This window comes from Spartobacteria bacterium UBA695 (genome assembly GCA_002298145.1).
In the GTDB taxonomy this organism is placed as follows: Bacteria; Verrucomicrobiota; Verrucomicrobiia; order Chthoniobacterales; family Chthoniobacteraceae; genus UBA695.
This window is the reverse complement of record DBMP01000027.1, coordinates 14,624-30,353: the sequence shown is the minus strand read 5'-3', so window position 1 is coordinate 30,353 and position 15,730 is coordinate 14,624. Positions and strand designations below refer to the sequence as shown.

The following is a 15,730-nucleotide window of genomic DNA, read 5'->3' as shown; positions in this document are numbered from 1 at the left end:
GCCCGGGCAAGCAACGGCAAGCCCTTACGCCGCATGCGCCAGCGTGGAGCGCAGATCCTCGATATTCACCGGCTTCACCAGGTGGCTATCAAACCCCGCCTCGCGGCTGCGGCGCAAATCCTCGGCCATCCCAAAGCCGCTAATCGCAATGGCCGCAACCCCCGGCGAACGCTCCTTGATCGGCCCCACCAAGTCCAGCCCGCTGCCGTCGGGCAGCCCGAGGTCGCATAGCAGGCTCTCAAAAGGCTGGGCCTCCGGCTGCTCCCGCAGCACATTGAGCGCCTCGGCGCACGACCCGGCCGTGACCACCTGGTGCCCGTCCCTGCGCAACAACCGCGCGAGGACCGTCCGGGTCGATTTATCGTCCTCCACCAGAAGAATCCGCAACGGAGCCGCCCCCTTTTGGGCTGGGCCCGCCACGCCCACCGCCGCAACCTGCGGCTCTTTGCAGAGCGGCATCCGGACCGTAAACGTGGCCCCCATCCCTTGCCCGGCACTGGCCGCGAGGATCGTTCCCCCGTGCATCTCCACAATGGCCTTGGTAATGGCCAGCCCCAGCCCCAACCCGCCAAACTGAGGCTTGCCCGTAGCCGCCCCCTGCCGGAACGGCTGAAAGACCTCCTCCAGATACTCCGGCGCAATCCCCACCCCCGTATCGCGCACTTCCACAGCCAGGGTGGCCTCGTCGGGGTTAAACGTGCGCAGCGTAATGACGCCGCCCGCGGGGGTAAACTTGATGGCGTTCTTGAGCAGGTTCCAAAAGACCTGGTGCAGCCGGGCCATATCGGCGCAGACCATCGTGCTGGCGGCCTCCCGCACCCAGTCCAGCTTCAGCGCCTTCGCCGCGTAATCCTGGTGCAGCATCTCCAGCGTCTTTTCCAGCGGCTCGTCCGCGTTGAATGGCTTAAGTGAGAGCGAAAGCTTGCCGCGCGTCACCTTGGTCAGGTCCAGCAGATCGTCGATAAGGCGCGCCTCCAGCTCGATGCTGTTGCGGATCATCTGGAACTGCTCGCGCACGTCGGGCGAGAGCGCCTCATCCGTCTCGGAAACGCTCGCCATCAGCAGCACTGGGGCCAGCGGCGTGCGCAGCTCGTGGGAAAGCATCGCCAGGAAGCCATCCTTGGTGCGGTTGGCCTCCTCGGCCTCTTTCTTTGCCTCCAGGAGCGAGGCCTCCATCGCCTTGCGCCGCGTGATGTCCTCCTTTATCGCGATGAAATGCGTCGCCCGGCCATGGTCGTCGGTGATGGGGCTGATCGAGGCGTATTCCCAATAGACCTCCCCGTTTTTCTTCCGGTTGTGGAATTCGCCGCGCCACTCGCCCCCGTCGCGGAGCGTCTCCCAAAGCTCCCGGCCCTGGCCGGGGATTGACTCCGGGCCCCGCAAAATCTTCGGATTCAGCCCCCGCACCTCCTCGAACGTGTAGCCCGTGATCTCGGTGAATTTCGGGTTCACATACTCAATATGCCCCCGTATGTCGGTGATCATGACCACCGCCGGGCTCTGATCCACGGCGCGGGAGAGTTGCCGCAGGCGGTCCTCGGTCTGCTTGCGCCCGGTGATGTCGTTGAAAAAGACATTCAGCCCCCGTGCGGTCGGGTAGGCGCGGATCTCGAACCACTCGCCGCGCGGGCTCGGGTCGGCCTCCTCGAAGCGGACCGGCATCCCCTCCCACATCGCCTTGCGGAACTGCCGCTCGTAGGCCAGGTCCTTCATTTCGGGAGTCACCTCCCAGACCACCTGCCCCAGCACCTCATTGCGCCGCTTGCCGAGCATCTTGAGCGCGGCGGAGTTAATGCGGACATAGCGCCACTCCCGGTCCAGGGCAAAAAAACCGTCGCTGATCGATTCGATCAAATCCCGGGTCGCCCGCTCATGCGCGGTCCTGACAGAAGCCGCCTCCCGGTTGAGCCGGAAAGCGCCCGCAGCCAGCACCAACACGCTCAGGAGCGTGCCCGCCGGAAGCACCAGCAGGGCGGTATGATGGGTGGCCAGGTGATACGAAAGCCACCCTACCGAGATCACCGCGCATAAGGCAGCAGCCACCATCACGGTGGTACCGCGCTTCAACGCCCAATGGGTGGTGGGTCCGGCATTTGCGGCCCCACCCCTCCTCTTAAGCCAATACGGGGGGAAAAACCGTTTTGCCATGGGGGTAAGGTTCTCTTAAACTCCACTTTGTCAAAAAGAACCTGCGCCAGCCTCCTTATTATTTCATTTCTCATCCATTAGAGAAATGAATCCCCCAACTCGGCGGCCACTACTCGACCGTAACGCTCTTGGCCAGGTTGCGCGGCTTATCAACATCGCACCCGAGCTTCACCGCCGTGTGGTAGGCAAAAAGCTGGAGCGGGATCACCGTCAGCAGCGGCGAAAGGTAATCCGGGCAGCGCGGAATGTAGATCACATCGTCGGCCACCTTCGCGAGCTTCGTGTTGCCCTCCGTGCCGATGGCGAGCACCGGCCCCTTGCGGGCGCGCACTTCCTCGATGTTGGAAATGTTCTTATCGAGCACCGAGTCGTCCGGCGCGATGAAGACCGAGGGGACTTCCGGCGAGATTAGCGCGATGACGCCGTGCTTAAGCTCCGCGCTCGGGTGTCCCTCGGCGTGGATGTAGCTGATCTCCTTCATCTTCAGCGCCCCTTCCATCGCCACTGGGTAGTTGAACTGGCGGCCCAGGAACATCATCGCCTTGGCGTAGGAATACTTGTGGGCGATCTCTTTGATCTTCTCATTCTGCTCCAGGATCAGGCGGACCTTGTCCGGGATCGCCTGAAGCTCCTCGATGATCCGGATGCCCTCGGACGTGGAGAGGTGCCGGATGCGCCCCAGGAGCAGGCCCAGGAGCGTGAGGACCGCCACCTGGGAGGTAAAGGACTTGGTCGCCGCGACGCCGATCTCCGGCCCCGCATGCATGTAGACGCCGCCGTCGCTCTCGCGGGCGATCGTGCTGGCCACGTTGTTACAGATGCCGAGGGTCCGGTGGCCCTTGCGCATGCTCTCGCGCAGCGCCGCCAGCGTATCAGCCGTCTCGCCGCTCTGGCTGATGGCAAAGACCAGCGTGTCCTTGTTCATCGGCATATTCCGGTAGCGGAACTCGCTGGCGAACTCCACCTCGGTGGGGAGGTGCGCCAGGTTTTCCAGGACGTATTCGCCGACCATCGCCGCATGGCACGCCGTGCCGCAGCCGGTCAGGACAATGCGCTCGATGTCGCGCAGCTCCGTGGGGGTCATGTTGAGCCCGCCGAGCTTGGCCGTGGCTTCCTCCAGGGAAAGGCGTCCGCGCATGGCGTCCTGAAGCGAGTTGGGCTGCTCAAAGATCTCCTTGAGCATGTAGTGAGGGTAGGTCCCCTTGTTCACGTCGTCCTCGGAGAACTCCACCTTGCTGACCTTAAATCCCGAAGCGCCGCCGTTGAGCGTAGTGACTTCGAAATTGTCGTCGGTAAGCGCCACAACATCATAATCGCGCAGGTAAACCGCCTCGCGCGTGTGGCCGACAATGGCCGAGACGTCGCTGGCCAGGAAGTTCTCCCCCTTGCCGATGCCGAGCACCAGCGGGCTGCCGCGGCGCGCCCCCACGAGCGTCCCGGGCACGGCCTCGTGCATCACGGCGATCCCGTAGGTCCCTGTCACGTCTTTGAGCGCATGGCGCACGGCCTCCACGAGCCGCTTGCCGGTGGCTTCCCCGCCCGCCGCGTCGAAATATTTCCCGATCAAGTGCGCCAGCACCTCGGTATCCGTCTGCGACTTAAAGTGGTGCCCCTCGGCAATGAGCTGCTCCTTGAGGGTCTGGTAGTTCTCGATCACGCCATTGTGGACCACAACCAGCTTGCCGCTTTCGTCAAAGTGCGGGTGAGCGTTTTCGTCCGTCACACCGCCGTGAGTCGCCCAGCGAGTGTGCGAAATCCCGACAGAACCGCAAACCGGTTCCCGTTCGATTAGCTCGGCAAGATTCGCAATGCGCCCCTTGCATTTGCGGATGCTGATCTGGCCGTTAAGCGTCGCGAGCCCCGCGGAGTCGTAACCGCGATATTCCAGCCGCCGCAGGCCATCCAGCAGAACGGGGGCCGCTTCGGATTTGCCGATGTAACCAATAATGCCACACATAAGTTTTTCGATACTGACAAATTTTACCGCGCAGGGCAACATGATCGCCAAGCGGGCGTTTCACGAGCTAATTCTCCGCTGATACCCGTAGGAAATCGCCGACCAGTTTCCATAAAAGAAGGCCTCCCGAAGGAAAATAGAATGAATCCGCAGAACTTCTCCACAATCTCCTCAGTCACCCATTCCACCCTGGCCATCATCATGGGCGGCGGTGCAGGCACCCGCCTCTTCCCCCTGACCAAGGACCGCTCCAAGCCGGCCGTCCCGCTCGGCGGCAAGTACCGGATCGTCGACATCCCGATTTCCAACTGTATCAACTCCGATTTACGCCACATTTACGTCCTCACGCAGTTCAACAGTGCATCGTTGCACCGGCACATAGCGAGCGCCTACAAATTTGACCGCTTCTCGCGCTCGTTCGTGGAAATCCTCGCCGCGCAGCAGACCCCCTCGGGCTCCCACTGGTACCAGGGCACCGCCGACGCCGTCCGTCAAAACCTGCAAAACTTCCTCAGCCGCCCCTACCAATACTACGTGATCCTGAGCGGCGACCAGCTCTACCGCATGGACTTCCGGGACCTGCTCAACCAGCACATCCAGGAGGGAGCCGACATCTCAATCGCCACCATCCCCGTCAACCGCGAGGCCGCCAGCGAATTCGGCATCATGCACACCGACGACACCCGGCAGATCACCCGGTTTGTGGAAAAACCGAAGGACCCGGCCGTGCTGGACAGCCTGCGCATCCCTGGCAACCTGATGGAGCAGCTCGGGCACAACCCCGGCGAGGAGCTCTTCCAGGCCTCCATGGGCATCTACGTCTTCAACCGCCAGGCACTCATCGAAGCGCTCGACAACGACCTCGTGGACTTCGGCAAGCACATCATCCCCCGCTCCATCGAGCACTACAAAGTTCACTCCTACATCTTCCAGGGCTACTGGGAGGACATCGGAACGATCCGCTCCTTCTTCAACGCCAACCTGGCGCTGACCGACGAAAAGCCCCCCTTCTCGATGTTCGACACCACGCGGCCCGTCTACACCCACGCCCGGTTCCTGCCCGCCAGCAAGATGCAGGGAGCGCGCATCAACCGCTCCATCATCTCCGACGGCTGCACCATCACGGACGCCGAGATCGACCACGCCGTCGTAGGCGTGCGCTCCTACATTAAGGCAGGCACAACGATTAAAGACGTCATCCTGATGGGTAACGACTTCTTTGACGCCGACCTCGCCCTCCACGACAACACCGACGGCTGCACCCCGCTGGGCATCGGCCGCAACTGCCACATCGACCACGCGATCATCGACAAGAACGCGCGCATCGGCGACAACGTGACCATCAGCCCCAAGGGCAAACCGACCCACTTCGACGGCCCCAACTACTACATCCGCGAAGGCATCATCATCGTGCCGAAGAACACGACGATCCCGGCAGGCACGGTGATTTAAATTTCACCACAGAGAGCACAGAGGACACGGAGGCAAAGGCAGGAGCTTTTGCCTCTCGTTCCCAAACTCCGATTTTGGGGAACGCACCTTTTCCGGCAACTCGATTGCCGGAAGGTCCGCCCCTTCCGCCATTTCCTTGTAAGCACTTGGAAATCAAGTAAGTCCCTGATAATCAGGCATCGGAAACGCCGTTTTGTCACACATGACCAAACACATTGCCGTCCTATTCCGATGCCTCGCCAGTCCGGTTTGCTCTGCCGGAAAAGTCGTTATTACCTCAACATGAGAGTGCCGCAAGACCTACGGGAACTCTATAGCAAACAGGACAATGCGCTTCGTGACAAGTAATTCGCCAGGGAACCACAGTTCCCCGAAGGCACGGCAGGGCTGCCCGTAGCAGACGGCCTGAATCTGCCGCGCTTGCCGGGGGGGCAAGGAGCACGGGGATGGCATCCTGGGTTTCTGCGAAAGCGGACTCACCAATGCCGCGTTTGAGGCAGTCAATCGCGTCATTAGCGAGACACCGCCACAGGTTGTGCGAGCAGATTCCAAGGTCTTGCAACGAGGCGCAGTTATTGCAGATTGCCTGAAATCCGCCAATTTCAGAAAGTGAGTGAATCATGATCCTTCACCCCTCCCCCCTTCAACCGGTTCGAACAAAATGTTTCAGCATTGCGGCCGCTTTTCTTTGTGGCGCTGGATTGGTATTCGCTGCGCCACCGGAGGAAAGTGACGGCGTAGACGAGCTTAGGAAATTGCAGCTCGACGTCGGCACTGTTGTGCTCGCTGAACGGAACCTATCGCCAACGCTAGTAACTCCCCAAGGAAGCACACTTAATAATTTACCGCCGCGAACCATCGTAAAGGTCGTCCTTAATCCGGAGAAGGGCTCAAACATCAATGTTGAAATTTGGCTGCCAGAGGTTGAAAAATGGAATAACCGTTTTGTAGGCGTCGGAAATGGGGGGGGCCGCAGGACACATTCCCGTCAGTAGTCTGGTTGGTTCACTTTGCCGTGGATATGCTGTGGCGACGACAGATATGGGAACCGCGCCAAACCCCGATGTTGGAATCGGAAATCCAGAGGTCTGGAAAGACTTCGGGTTTAGGGCAACGCATCTAATGACGGTTGTCGCAAAACAGGTGATTAAGGCATATTACGGAAAGGATCCGGCCTATTCGTATTTCAGCGGCCGTTCTACTGGCGGCCAACAGGCTCTCCAGGAAGCGCAACGCTATCCGAATGATTACGACGGGATTGTTGCGAACGTCCCGGCGCATTGCCGCACTCCTCTTCATGCCTATTTCCTCTGGAACGACCAGATTCTCAAGAAATGTCCATTCACGGAATCCCAGCAAAACAACATCATAGCTGCTGGAAATGAATACATGGCTGCTCGGGAGATACCCGCCTCTGCCGGGAAATTTGTTTCTGACCCGAGGTGCGAAAAAAAAGATATTGAAGCTGTGATTGCTTTGGCGGCGCAAAAGGATCCGACTCTGACGAGTGAGCATGTAGATGCTCTCCGAAAGCTCTTTGATGGTCCGAGACATGCTATTACAGGCGAACGTATATTCTGTGGCATTCCTTTTGGCAGTTCCTTCGAAGGTGCGCACGGGAATCTCTACCTTTTCAAATGGGTCTTTGGCGCAAATAAGAACCTTGCGGATATCAATTTTGGAAACGATATCGATACCTATACAGCCGCACTGGGACCTTACCTTAATGCAGAAAATCCCGACTTGAGCCAATTTGAAAAACATGGAGGCAAGATGATTATGCTCCTCGGGTCTGCGGATTCATGCGTTCCGTATCACGCTTCCATTGATTATTATGAACGGGTGATCGAGTATTTTGGGGCGATTGATCGAGTAAAGTCGTTTTTCAGATTCTTCATTGTACCAGGAATGGGTCACGGATCAGGGCCGGGAATAATGGATCTGCCGGACTTAGGTGGTCTTGTCTCCGATTGGCGAGAGAAGGGTGATGCGCCAAATATGTTCCACGGCCGACGCGTAGTTAATGGTAAGACCGAGTTAGATATGCCTATCTATCCATATCCGGCAAAAACTGGGTGGGATAGCGATACCGCTAGCTTCAAATCTGTTGAGGGGCCTCGTGGCGGTGTCGAACGGATATCGGAGCGGTTCAGACCTTCTGCGGTTGAATAGTTAATTAGGGTTGGAAAGGCGACCCTCCTCCTAAAGTTTGTGCAGTCAGTAAAAAGCGAGTGTTGGGACCATTTCGCTGTATTTCGAGAGAACCATCTGGTTTCTCTACTCCACGAATTCGAGGAGAATTACAATACCGCAGGCCGCACCAAGGGCTTGGGAATAAGCCGATCGAAATAGATGCTCCGCCCCCACTCGAACCCAGTGTGAGCCTGACCGAAGCGCTGGCCGAGTCCGCGCTTTCCGCGGAAATCAAAGCGAGCACGCCGATGGAGTGGAAGACCGCCCGAATACGCGAGGCTAGGATAAGCGGTAGAAGGAACTCAATCAATGAAATTCCTTGCCGACGAATCGGTTAAGTGTCACACATCGAGATGCCCCATGGCACACATGACGGCGAAACGCTGCCTTGATTACAACGACTTACGCGGATTAGGAAGCTGTCCCCGCCTCACGCCCGCATCATCCGGCCCAGCTCGACCAGCGCGGCCTCCGTGCGCTCGTTCCACGAGACGCCTGCGTTGAGCCGGATAAAATTACGGTACTTCTGCTTGGGCGAAAAAATCGGGCCGGGCGCGATGCTGATATTCCGCTCCAGCGCCCGGTAGAACAGCTCCATCGCGTCGATGGACTCCGGCAACTCCACCCACAGCACCTGGCCGCCCGCCGGACGCGTCACCCGGGTCCCCTCGGGGAAATGTTCGCCAATGGCCCGAGTGAGCAGCGTCGTCTGTTCCGCGTAAAGCTTCCGCAATTTGCGCAAATGATGCTCGTAGCCCCCGGTCGCCAGGTAATCGGCAATGGCCAGCTCCGGCAGCGTAGCGTTGCCCAGCGAGCTGACCATCTTGAGGTGCGTCACCTTCTCCCGGAAGCGCCCCGGGGCCGCCCAGCCGACGCGATACCCCGGTGCCAAGGTCTTGGAAAACGAACCGCACAGGAGCACCAGCCCATTGCGGTCGAAGGATTTGACCGTCTTGGGCCGGTAGGGGCTAAACGCGATCTCCCCATAAGTATCGTCCTCGATGAGCGGAATCTCCCGGCGCGCCAGCATCTCCGCCAGCTGCCGCTTGTGCTCATCGCTCGTGCAACAGCCCAGCGGATTGTGGAAATTGGGCACGAAAACGCACGCCTTCACCGGCTGGCTCTCCAGCGCAAAGGCCAGCGCCTCCAGGCTCACGCCATCGCGCGGGTGCGTGGGGATCTCCAGCGCCTTCATTCCGAGGGATTCGATGCACGTCAGCACCCCGAAGTAAGAGGGCGATTCAATGGCAATCGTGTCCCCGGCCTGGGCCACCGCCCGCAGGCATAAATAGAGCGCCTCGGTGCCGCCGCAGGTAACAATCACGTCATCGGCTGAAAGCGCCGTGCCGTTTTCCAGCGCGCGCCGGGCGATCTGCACGCGCAGCGCCTGGCTGCCCGGCACGATCTCGTAGCCCGTCCCGCCGTCGCTGCGCCGCCGTCCCGCCGCCGCCATCATCCGGTTGAGCGCCGCCGAGGGGAGCCACTCCGGGCAGGGCAGCGCCGCGCCGAATTTCACCGCATTCGGGTCATGCGTCATTTCCATGAGCCGCATCACCTGGAGGGAAAGCTCGCTGACATGCACCGAGGTCGGCTTGGGCGCGGGCCGGGACATCCCGGGTTCCTCGGGTCGATTCCAGCCCCGGGGCCGCACGAAATAGCCAGACTGCGGCCGCGCCTCGATCGCCCGCTCATTCTCCAAAACCCCGTAGGCCTGGAGCACCGTCGAAATACTCACCCGCCGCTGGCGCGCCATACGCCGCACGGAGGGAATCCGCTCCCCGGCGCGCAGCGTCCCGTTGCCAATCATCCCCCGGAGCTGCGCCGCAAGCTCCTCGTACAACAGCGGCTTTTCGGCAGAGGGCGTGGTCATCAACCCGCAGCTTACCCCCAAACCGGCACAAGCACAGTCACAGTTCAGCAAAAAACCGAGGAGCACAGTCCACGACCAGCGCCGCTGTACTGGCCCGAAACCTCGCGCTCTGAATCTGTTCCGCTCCCGCTTTCCAGCTTACCCTTGGGGCATGATCACTCCGGAAACCACCCTGCCCGGCCCGTGCCAGGTTTCGCCGGTCCAGTTCCTCGCCCAAGGGGACCTCCTCCGCATCCCGGGGGATGGCGGAGGCTTTCACATCGAATGCCGCGGCGGCAAAGTCTGGATCACCCAGGAGGGCGACCCTCGCGACCTCGTCCTTGAGCGGGGCGAAGCCGCCGAGACGGAAGGCCACGGCCTGGTGCTCGTGGAGTCGCTGAGCGCGGCGCTCGTCCGAGTCACGCCGCTGGACGCATCGCCTACACCAGATTTTCTGGATTGAGCGCCTGGAGTTCCTCCGGCACGAAGCGCCCGTTCTCGCGCACCAGCACGCCGTCGAGGTGAATCGTGCCGCCGCCGTAATCCTCGCGCTGGATATTGACCATGTCCCAGTGGACCTGCGAGCGGTTGCCGTTATCGGCGTTCTCGTAGGCCTGGCCCGGCGTGAAGTGGAACGAGCCGGAAATCTTCTCGTCGAACAAAATATCCCGCATCGGGTGGAGAATGTACGGGTTAAACGCGAAGGAAAACTCGCCCACGTAGCGCGCCCCCGCGTCCGAGTCGAGGATCTCGTTGAGCCGCTTGGTATTGTTGCCCGTGGCGTTCACCACCTTGCCGTCCTTGAACTCCAGCCGGATCGCGTCAAACGGCGTCCCCTGGTAAATCGTCGGCGCGTTAAACGTGATAACCCCCTGCACCGAGTCGCGCACCGGCGCGGTGAAAACCTCGCCATCGGGGATATTGTGCTTGCCGCCGCACGGGATCGCCGGGATGCCCTTGATGGAGAACGTGAGCTCCGTGCCCGGGCCTTTGATCTCCACCTTGTCCGAGCGCATCATCCACGCGGCCAGCGCCGCCATGCCGGGCTGCATCCGGGCGTAGTCCAGGGTGCAAACGTTGAAATAAAAATCCTCAAACTGCTCCGTGCTCATCCCGGCCTGCTGCGCCATAGCGGGCGAGGGCCAGCGCAGCACACACCAGCGGGTCTTCCCCACGCGGTGATCCAGGACCGGCTTCATCTTCTGCGAAACGAGCTTCATGCGGTCGGCGGGAATGTCGCTCATCTCCGCGATGTTGTGGCTGCCGCGCACGGCAACATAGGCGTCCACCTTTTGCATCCGGGCCAGCTCCAACTCGGCAATCACGTCATACTGCGCGGCTCCCGCCTCGCGCGCCATCTCGCGGGCCACCCGGGCCTGGTGCACCTGCACCAAGGGATCGGCCCCCAGCGCGCGAGCCGCGCGGATCAAGGCCACCGTCATTTCCTCGGGAATGTCGAAGGCGTCGATCAAAATTCTATCGCCTTTTTTCAGCGCCGTTGAAAAACCGACGAGCGCCGCCGCGAGCTTGTCAAAACGTGGGTCGTGCATAGGTGGAAGTGTGGCCCAGGCCACCAGATAAATGCAAACTTTTCAAACGCAACGTGATCTTTGCTCGCATTTTGCCCGGGATCATGGTAATGGAAAGGATGAACCAAACTTCCAGCGGCTTCTCGCGACGGGGCCCTGACACGATTACGGAAGAGCTGGTCGCGGTGCTTCTTAAAAATAATCCGTTCGAATTCAAGGCTTTGTTTGAAGTCCTCTACGCGAACCTTCGGGCGCGCAATGCCGCAAGCGGCGGCGAGGAAATGCTCCGCCTTCGGGCCTACGAAAAGCTTCAATCGCTGGTTGGTTCGGGAGCCGTTCGCAAGACCGGCAAGACCTACCAGGGCATCAAAACCGCCCTCATGGACCTCAACGCGCGCATGGTGGAATTCCGCGCCCGCGTAGCCCACTAGCAGAAGACACGGGAGACAAGGAGACCAAGAGACGCGACCAGCGCGCCATCCCCGGGTCTCCTCATCTCTCCCCGTCTCCCAAGTCCAGCTTTTCAGAGCTCCCCCGCGAGTACTTCGAGCGAGAGACTCAGCTTCTTGAGCCCCAGCTCGATGCGCGTCTTAATGGTGCCCAGCGGGATGCCCGTATGGGCAGCAATCTCACGCTGGCTCATGCCTTTGAAGAACGCGTACTCGATCGCTTCGCGCTGAAACTGAGGCAGCTCGGCCATGCGTGCCTGGATGAAGGCCCGCACATCGGCGCTCTCCGAATCGCCGTCATCGCGGCCCGAGATCCACGCCGCCGGATCGTGCTTCACCTCGACTTCCAGGCGATCCGTCGCGCGGGAATAGCTCTGGCGTTTGCGCAGCCGGTCGATACCGCGCCGCCGCGCCATCGTCACCAGCCACCCGAGCGCCTTGCCCTTTTCCGCCGAGTATTTCGACGCATGGTTCCACGCCTCGAAAAACACCTCCATCAGCACATCCTCGGCCTCGGCCTCGTTGTGGATGATTTTGAAGATGACGCTTTTGACAACACCCGCGTGCCGGTCGAAAAGCTTCTCCAGCGCCCGGGGATCGCCCGTCGCCACCCGTGTCATGAGCGCCTCGTCCGTCTCGTCATCCTGGGCAGCCTTACGGGCTCCCCGGCGGCGATAGGCGTGCGTTGCGGGCAGCGTCTCCTCCGGTTCCTCCGTGGGCTCCACGGGTTCAACCGCCTCCACAGCGTCCGCCGCCTCCACGGCGTCCACCGCTTCCGTGCCTTCTTCGACTTCAGTCAATATTTCGTGATCATCCCGACAGAGATCCATTTTCATAACCCCTCCCTCTGATTTCTTAATGAGAGAAGAGAGAGCGACCGCCGTGCCATCCTCCATTTTACAGGGGAAGCCGCCTCTTCACCCCTCCCGGAGTGTCATGAAAAAGGTCATAAACGTCTGCCCGGCATCACGCCCGAGCACGCCTCACGCCGCCGTCCCTTCCGACTTCCCCGCGCGCCCTTCCACCACGTCATCGACATGCCGCTCCAGCCGGGCCACCACGGCATCCCAGGAGTGCAGCTTGGCCAGCTCGATGCCCTGTTGAATCCGCTCCGGGTCCGGGCTGTCGAGCACCTGACGGCACAGGGCGATAAACTCCTCGTGCGAATGCGCCACATGCGCTACGTCGCTGAACTGCCGCTCCACATCCTCAATGGCCGAGGAGACAATCGGCCTCCCCGTGGCCATGTATTCCAGCGCCTTGGTCGGGTTGATGTATTCCGTCGCCGCGTTGATGGCGAACGGCATCAGGCAGACATTGAACCGACTGGCGTAGTGCGGTAGCTGGGCATAGTCACGCCCGCCCAGCCAATGGATATTGGCGCGCCGGGGCAGCACGCTCTCCTCAACCTTGGTACGCGGCCCCACCATCACCAGGTTCCACGACGGCTCGCAGTCGGCGATCCGCGCCACCAGCTCGTAATCCATCCGCTCATCCACCACGCCGAAAAACCCGAGCACCGGGCCCTGCAAATGAGCAAGATCCTCCGGCAACACCGCCGAGCCATTGCGCGCCAGGCCGAAATGATGCTCGTCCACGCCGCAGCCAAAGGCGTAACAATTCGCATGCAGCGCCGACTTGGCCTCGTGGATCTTCGGCCCACCCGCGAAAACCACATCGGCCAGCGCCAGGAGCTCCCGCTCGCGCTTCACCAGCTCCGCCGGAGCCCCCTTGAACTGCGAAAGCTCGTCCATGCAATCGTAGACGACCGCGATTTCCCCCAGCCGCCCCGCGAAAGCCGTTACCGCCATCGGATCGTAGAACCACTGCACGGGATCGCGGAACTCCTCCCCCAGCGGCCCGGAAAGCAGCGTCGCCACCAGCCGGAAGCGCTCCTCGTCGACCCACGCGCCATCCCGCCAGCGTCGCACGGGCATCAGGGAACGGAGCACCGTGACATTGGGGTACTGCGGCACCTCGCTTAAGATCGTGCACGGCTCGGCAACCCTCTCATCCGGATAGGGCCCTTCCAGGAAAAGCACCCGGTGCCGGGTGGAGAGCCGGGAGAGGAACTGCTGGGGGCGCTGCCAGACCCAGTCCCAGCTCAGATGGGAGTGAACAATCAGGGGATAGCTGCCTGCATTTTGCCGGGAATTGGACCGCGGTCCTTGGGTGTCGATCTCCATACCTCAGAAAACGGCAACCCATTCCGCGACGGTCTTACGGTAAACCCCGGTCAAGCCCGGGGGTTGGCCATGGTTGAGACGGAGCCGCCTCTACACCATCAACTCCGGATAGTGCGCTTTGGCAATGGCCTCGCACTTCTCCAAAATCGCTTCGGCGGACTCCATGTTCTTCACCTCGTCGACGAGCTGCAAGCAGACGCCGATATCGAGGCTTTGCACGGCCCGCTTCACCCGGGGCACCAGCGCGGCTCCGGTGCTTAGCTCGTCCACGCCGAGGCCCACCAAGAGTGGCGTCAGCGCGATCTCGCCCGCCATTTCACCGCAGACGCCCACCCACAAGTTGTGGGCATGGGCCGCGTTGACGATCATCTTGATCAGCCGGATGATCGCCGGGTGGGTCGGCTCGTAAAGGTGGGCAATGCGCTCGTTGATCCGGTCCACGGCGATCGTGTACTGGATCAAGTCATTGGTCCCGATGCTGAAAAAATCGACTTCCTTGGCCAGCAGGTCGGCCACGAGCGCGGCGCTGGGCACTTCGATCATCGCGCCCACTTCCATGTGCTCGTTGAACGGGATGCCCTTCTCGCGGAGTTCCTGGCGGCACTCTTCCAGCACGGCGTTCGCCCGGCGCAGCTCGTCCACGCCGGAGATCATCGGGAACATCATGCGAATGTTCCCCAAGGCGCTGGCCCGCAGGATGGCGCGCAGCTGGGTCTTGAAGACATCGACGCGCTCCAGGCAGAAGCGGATGGCGCGCCAGCCGAGGAACGGGTTCAGCTCAGAGGGGAGCTGCAAGGCGCTCATGAATTTGTCGCCCCCTAAGTCGAGCGTGCGGATGATCACCGACTGGTCGGGGATCTCCTTGGCCACGGCGAGGTAGTTCTCGTACTGCTCCTCTTCGTTGGGCAGCTCGTTCTTGTTGATGTAGAAAAATTCCGTCCGGTAGAGGCCGATGCCCTCCGCGCCGCTCTGCTTGACCAAGTCGATGTCGCTCGGCAGTTCGATATTGGCGGAAAGGGTAATGTGGCGGCCATCCAGCGTGGTGGAGACGGTCTCGCGCAGGGCCTCCAGCTTGTCCTCGACCTCGGTTTTTTTGACCTCCAGCTCGCCGTACTCCCAGAGGGTCTGGTCGCTCGGGTTGACGATTAAGAGCCCGCTGTAGCCGTCCAGGAGGACATGGTCGCCGGAAAGGAGCGAGTCGCTGACGTTGTGCAGGGCCACCACCGCCGGGATGTTGAGCGACCGGGCCATGATGGCCGTGTGCGAGGTGCGGCTGCCGACGTCGGTGGCGAAGCCGAGGACCAGTTTGCGGTTGAGCTGGGCCGTGTCCGAGGGCGTCAGGTTATGGGCCACCAGGATGTGCGGCACGTCGATCTGCGAGGCGCTGCGGGGGTCCTTGCCCATCAGGTTGCGCACCACGCGGCGGCAGACGTCGTTGATGTCGAGGGCGCGCTCGCGCAGGTAGGGGTCGTCGATCTCGCTCAGCGTCTTGGCGTAGCGGTTGGCGACTTGTTGGAAAATGTACTCGATGTTGTACTGGTCGCGGTCCAGCGTGCGCAGCACTTCGTCGATGAGGGTGCGGTCCTCGACGACCAGCAGATGCGCGTCAAAGATGCTGGCGTCCTTCGCGCCGATGGCCCCGGCGATCCGGTTCTGCATTTCGACGATCTGCTCGCGGGTCTGGAGCAGGGCGGCCTCGAAGCGGGCGACTTCCCCGGGGACCTCCCAGTCCTCGATTCTGCGGGAGGGGGCTTCCTCGTCCTCCGGCCGGAGTACGAAGACGGTTCCACGAGCAATGCCGGGCGATACGCCCACACCATGGAAACGTCGTTCTACTCGCTGCTGGGTATCGCTCATTGGGTTTCGCGGTCAAGTTCTGGCCGCGCGAATGCAGAGTTTTGCGCCAAATTAAGCCGCCTGCAAGGGATTAGCGCGTTTGCTTGAAAGAAATTTTCGCAAACGCCCGG

Annotated in this window: 11 protein-coding genes; 4 read left to right on the top strand and 7 right to left on the bottom strand. The window is 61.2% G+C overall.

Translation table 11 applies throughout. From position 1 onward, the window contains the following. Positions 1 to 24 precede the first annotated feature (24 nt). Positions 25 to 2,067, bottom strand: coding sequence for a hybrid sensor histidine kinase/response regulator (locus B2828_RS15640; protein ID WP_479634706.1), 2,043 nt, complete (start codon positions 2,065 to 2,067; stop codon positions 25 to 27). A gap of 190 nt (positions 2,068 to 2,257) precedes the next feature. Beyond that, the gene (gene glmS, locus B2828_RS15635; protein ID WP_479634705.1) at positions 2,258 to 4,105 is read right to left on the bottom strand and encodes a glutamine--fructose-6-phosphate transaminase (isomerizing); all 1,848 of its coding nucleotides are present in this window, start codon (positions 4,103 to 4,105) and stop codon (positions 2,258 to 2,260) included. Between the two features lie 141 nt (positions 4,106 to 4,246). Between glmS and B2828_RS15630 the strand changes: the two genes are divergently transcribed. Together B2828_RS15630 and B2828_RS15625 are read left to right on the top strand one after the other, a co-directional pair. Next, complete coding sequence (locus B2828_RS15630; protein WP_479634704.1) at positions 4,247 to 5,557, top strand: glucose-1-phosphate adenylyltransferase; 1,311 nt, start codon at positions 4,247 to 4,249, stop codon at positions 5,555 to 5,557. A 960-nt stretch (positions 5,558 to 6,517) separates the two neighbouring features. Beyond that, complete coding sequence (locus tag B2828_RS15625; protein WP_479634703.1) at positions 6,518 to 7,729, top strand: tannase/feruloyl esterase family alpha/beta hydrolase; 1,212 nt, start codon at positions 6,518 to 6,520, stop codon at positions 7,727 to 7,729. Between the two features lie 451 nt (positions 7,730 to 8,180). Here the strand turns inward: B2828_RS15625 and B2828_RS15620 are convergent, their stop codons facing one another. Continuing rightward, positions 8,181 to 9,620, bottom strand: a complete 1,440-nt coding sequence (locus B2828_RS15620; RefSeq protein ID WP_479634702.1) for an aminotransferase-like domain-containing protein — start codon at positions 9,618 to 9,620, stop codon at positions 8,181 to 8,183. Between the two features lie 151 nt (positions 9,621 to 9,771). On the opposite strand from B2828_RS15620, the gene B2828_RS15615 reads away from it, so the two are divergent. Beyond that, positions 9,772 to 10,062 carry a DUF2917 domain-containing protein gene (locus B2828_RS15615; protein WP_479634701.1) on the top strand — a complete coding sequence of 97 codons (291 nt, stop codon included), beginning with the start codon at positions 9,772 to 9,774 and terminating at the stop codon, positions 10,060 to 10,062. Here B2828_RS15615 and B2828_RS15610 read toward each other — a convergent pair. Continuing rightward, positions 10,040 to 11,149: an aminopeptidase gene (locus B2828_RS15610; RefSeq protein ID WP_479634700.1), complete on the bottom strand. Its 1,110-nt coding sequence runs from the start codon at positions 11,147 to 11,149 to the stop codon at positions 10,040 to 10,042. The two genes, B2828_RS15615 and B2828_RS15610, sit on opposite strands and share 23 nt — an antisense overlap. A gap of 98 nt (positions 11,150 to 11,247) precedes the next feature. Between B2828_RS15610 and B2828_RS15605 the strand changes: the two genes are divergently transcribed. Next, the gene (locus B2828_RS15605; protein ID WP_479634699.1) at positions 11,248 to 11,559 is read left to right on the top strand and encodes a hypothetical protein; all 312 of its coding nucleotides are present in this window, start codon (positions 11,248 to 11,250) and stop codon (positions 11,557 to 11,559) included. A gap of 92 nt (positions 11,560 to 11,651) precedes the next feature. Here B2828_RS15605 and B2828_RS15600 read toward each other — a convergent pair whose 3' ends face one another. From B2828_RS15600 to ptsP, 3 genes are all read right to left on the bottom strand, one after another. Beyond that, positions 11,652 to 12,413 carry a sigma-70 family RNA polymerase sigma factor gene (locus B2828_RS15600; RefSeq protein WP_479634698.1) on the bottom strand — a complete coding sequence of 254 codons (762 nt, stop codon included), beginning with the start codon at positions 12,411 to 12,413 and terminating at the stop codon, positions 11,652 to 11,654. 147 nt (positions 12,414 to 12,560) lie between these two features. Beyond that, entirely contained in the window at positions 12,561 to 13,763 is a 1,203-nt protein-coding gene (locus tag B2828_RS15595) for a glycosyltransferase (protein ID WP_479634697.1), read from the bottom strand. Positions 13,764 to 13,853: 90 nt separating this feature from the next. Continuing rightward, positions 13,854 to 15,620: a phosphoenolpyruvate--protein phosphotransferase gene (ptsP, locus tag B2828_RS15590; protein ID WP_479634696.1), complete on the bottom strand. Its 1,767-nt coding sequence runs from the start codon at positions 15,618 to 15,620 to the stop codon at positions 13,854 to 13,856. Positions 15,621 to 15,730 lie beyond the last annotated feature (110 nt).

What these genes read in the sequence shown, in the direction of transcription:
- glmS (WP_479634705.1), bottom strand. Translation starts at nt 4,105, where the DNA reads ATGTGTGGCATTATTGGTTACATCGGCAAATCCGAAGCGGCCCCCGTT.
- B2828_RS15630 (WP_479634704.1), top strand. Translation starts at nt 4,247, where the DNA reads ATGAATCCGCAGAACTTCTCCACAATCTCCTCAGTCACCCATTCCACC.
- B2828_RS15625 (WP_479634703.1), top strand. Translation starts at nt 6,518, where the DNA reads ATGGGGGGGGCCGCAGGACACATTCCCGTCAGTAGTCTGGTTGGTTCA.
- B2828_RS15620 (WP_479634702.1), bottom strand. Translation starts at nt 9,620, where the DNA reads ATGACCACGCCCTCTGCCGAAAAGCCGCTGTTGTACGAGGAGCTTGCG.
- B2828_RS15615 (WP_479634701.1), top strand. Translation starts at nt 9,772, where the DNA reads ATGATCACTCCGGAAACCACCCTGCCCGGCCCGTGCCAGGTTTCGCCG.
- B2828_RS15610 (WP_479634700.1), bottom strand. Translation starts at nt 11,149, where the DNA reads ATGCACGACCCACGTTTTGACAAGCTCGCGGCGGCGCTCGTCGGTTTT.
- B2828_RS15605 (WP_479634699.1), top strand. Translation starts at nt 11,248, where the DNA reads ATGAACCAAACTTCCAGCGGCTTCTCGCGACGGGGCCCTGACACGATT.
- B2828_RS15600 (WP_479634698.1), bottom strand. Translation starts at nt 12,413, where the DNA reads ATGAAAATGGATCTCTGTCGGGATGATCACGAAATATTGACTGAAGTC.
- B2828_RS15595 (WP_479634697.1), bottom strand. Translation starts at nt 13,763, where the DNA reads ATGGAGATCGACACCCAAGGACCGCGGTCCAATTCCCGGCAAAATGCA.
- ptsP (WP_479634696.1), bottom strand. Translation starts at nt 15,620, where the DNA reads ATGAGCGATACCCAGCAGCGAGTAGAACGACGTTTCCATGGTGTGGGC.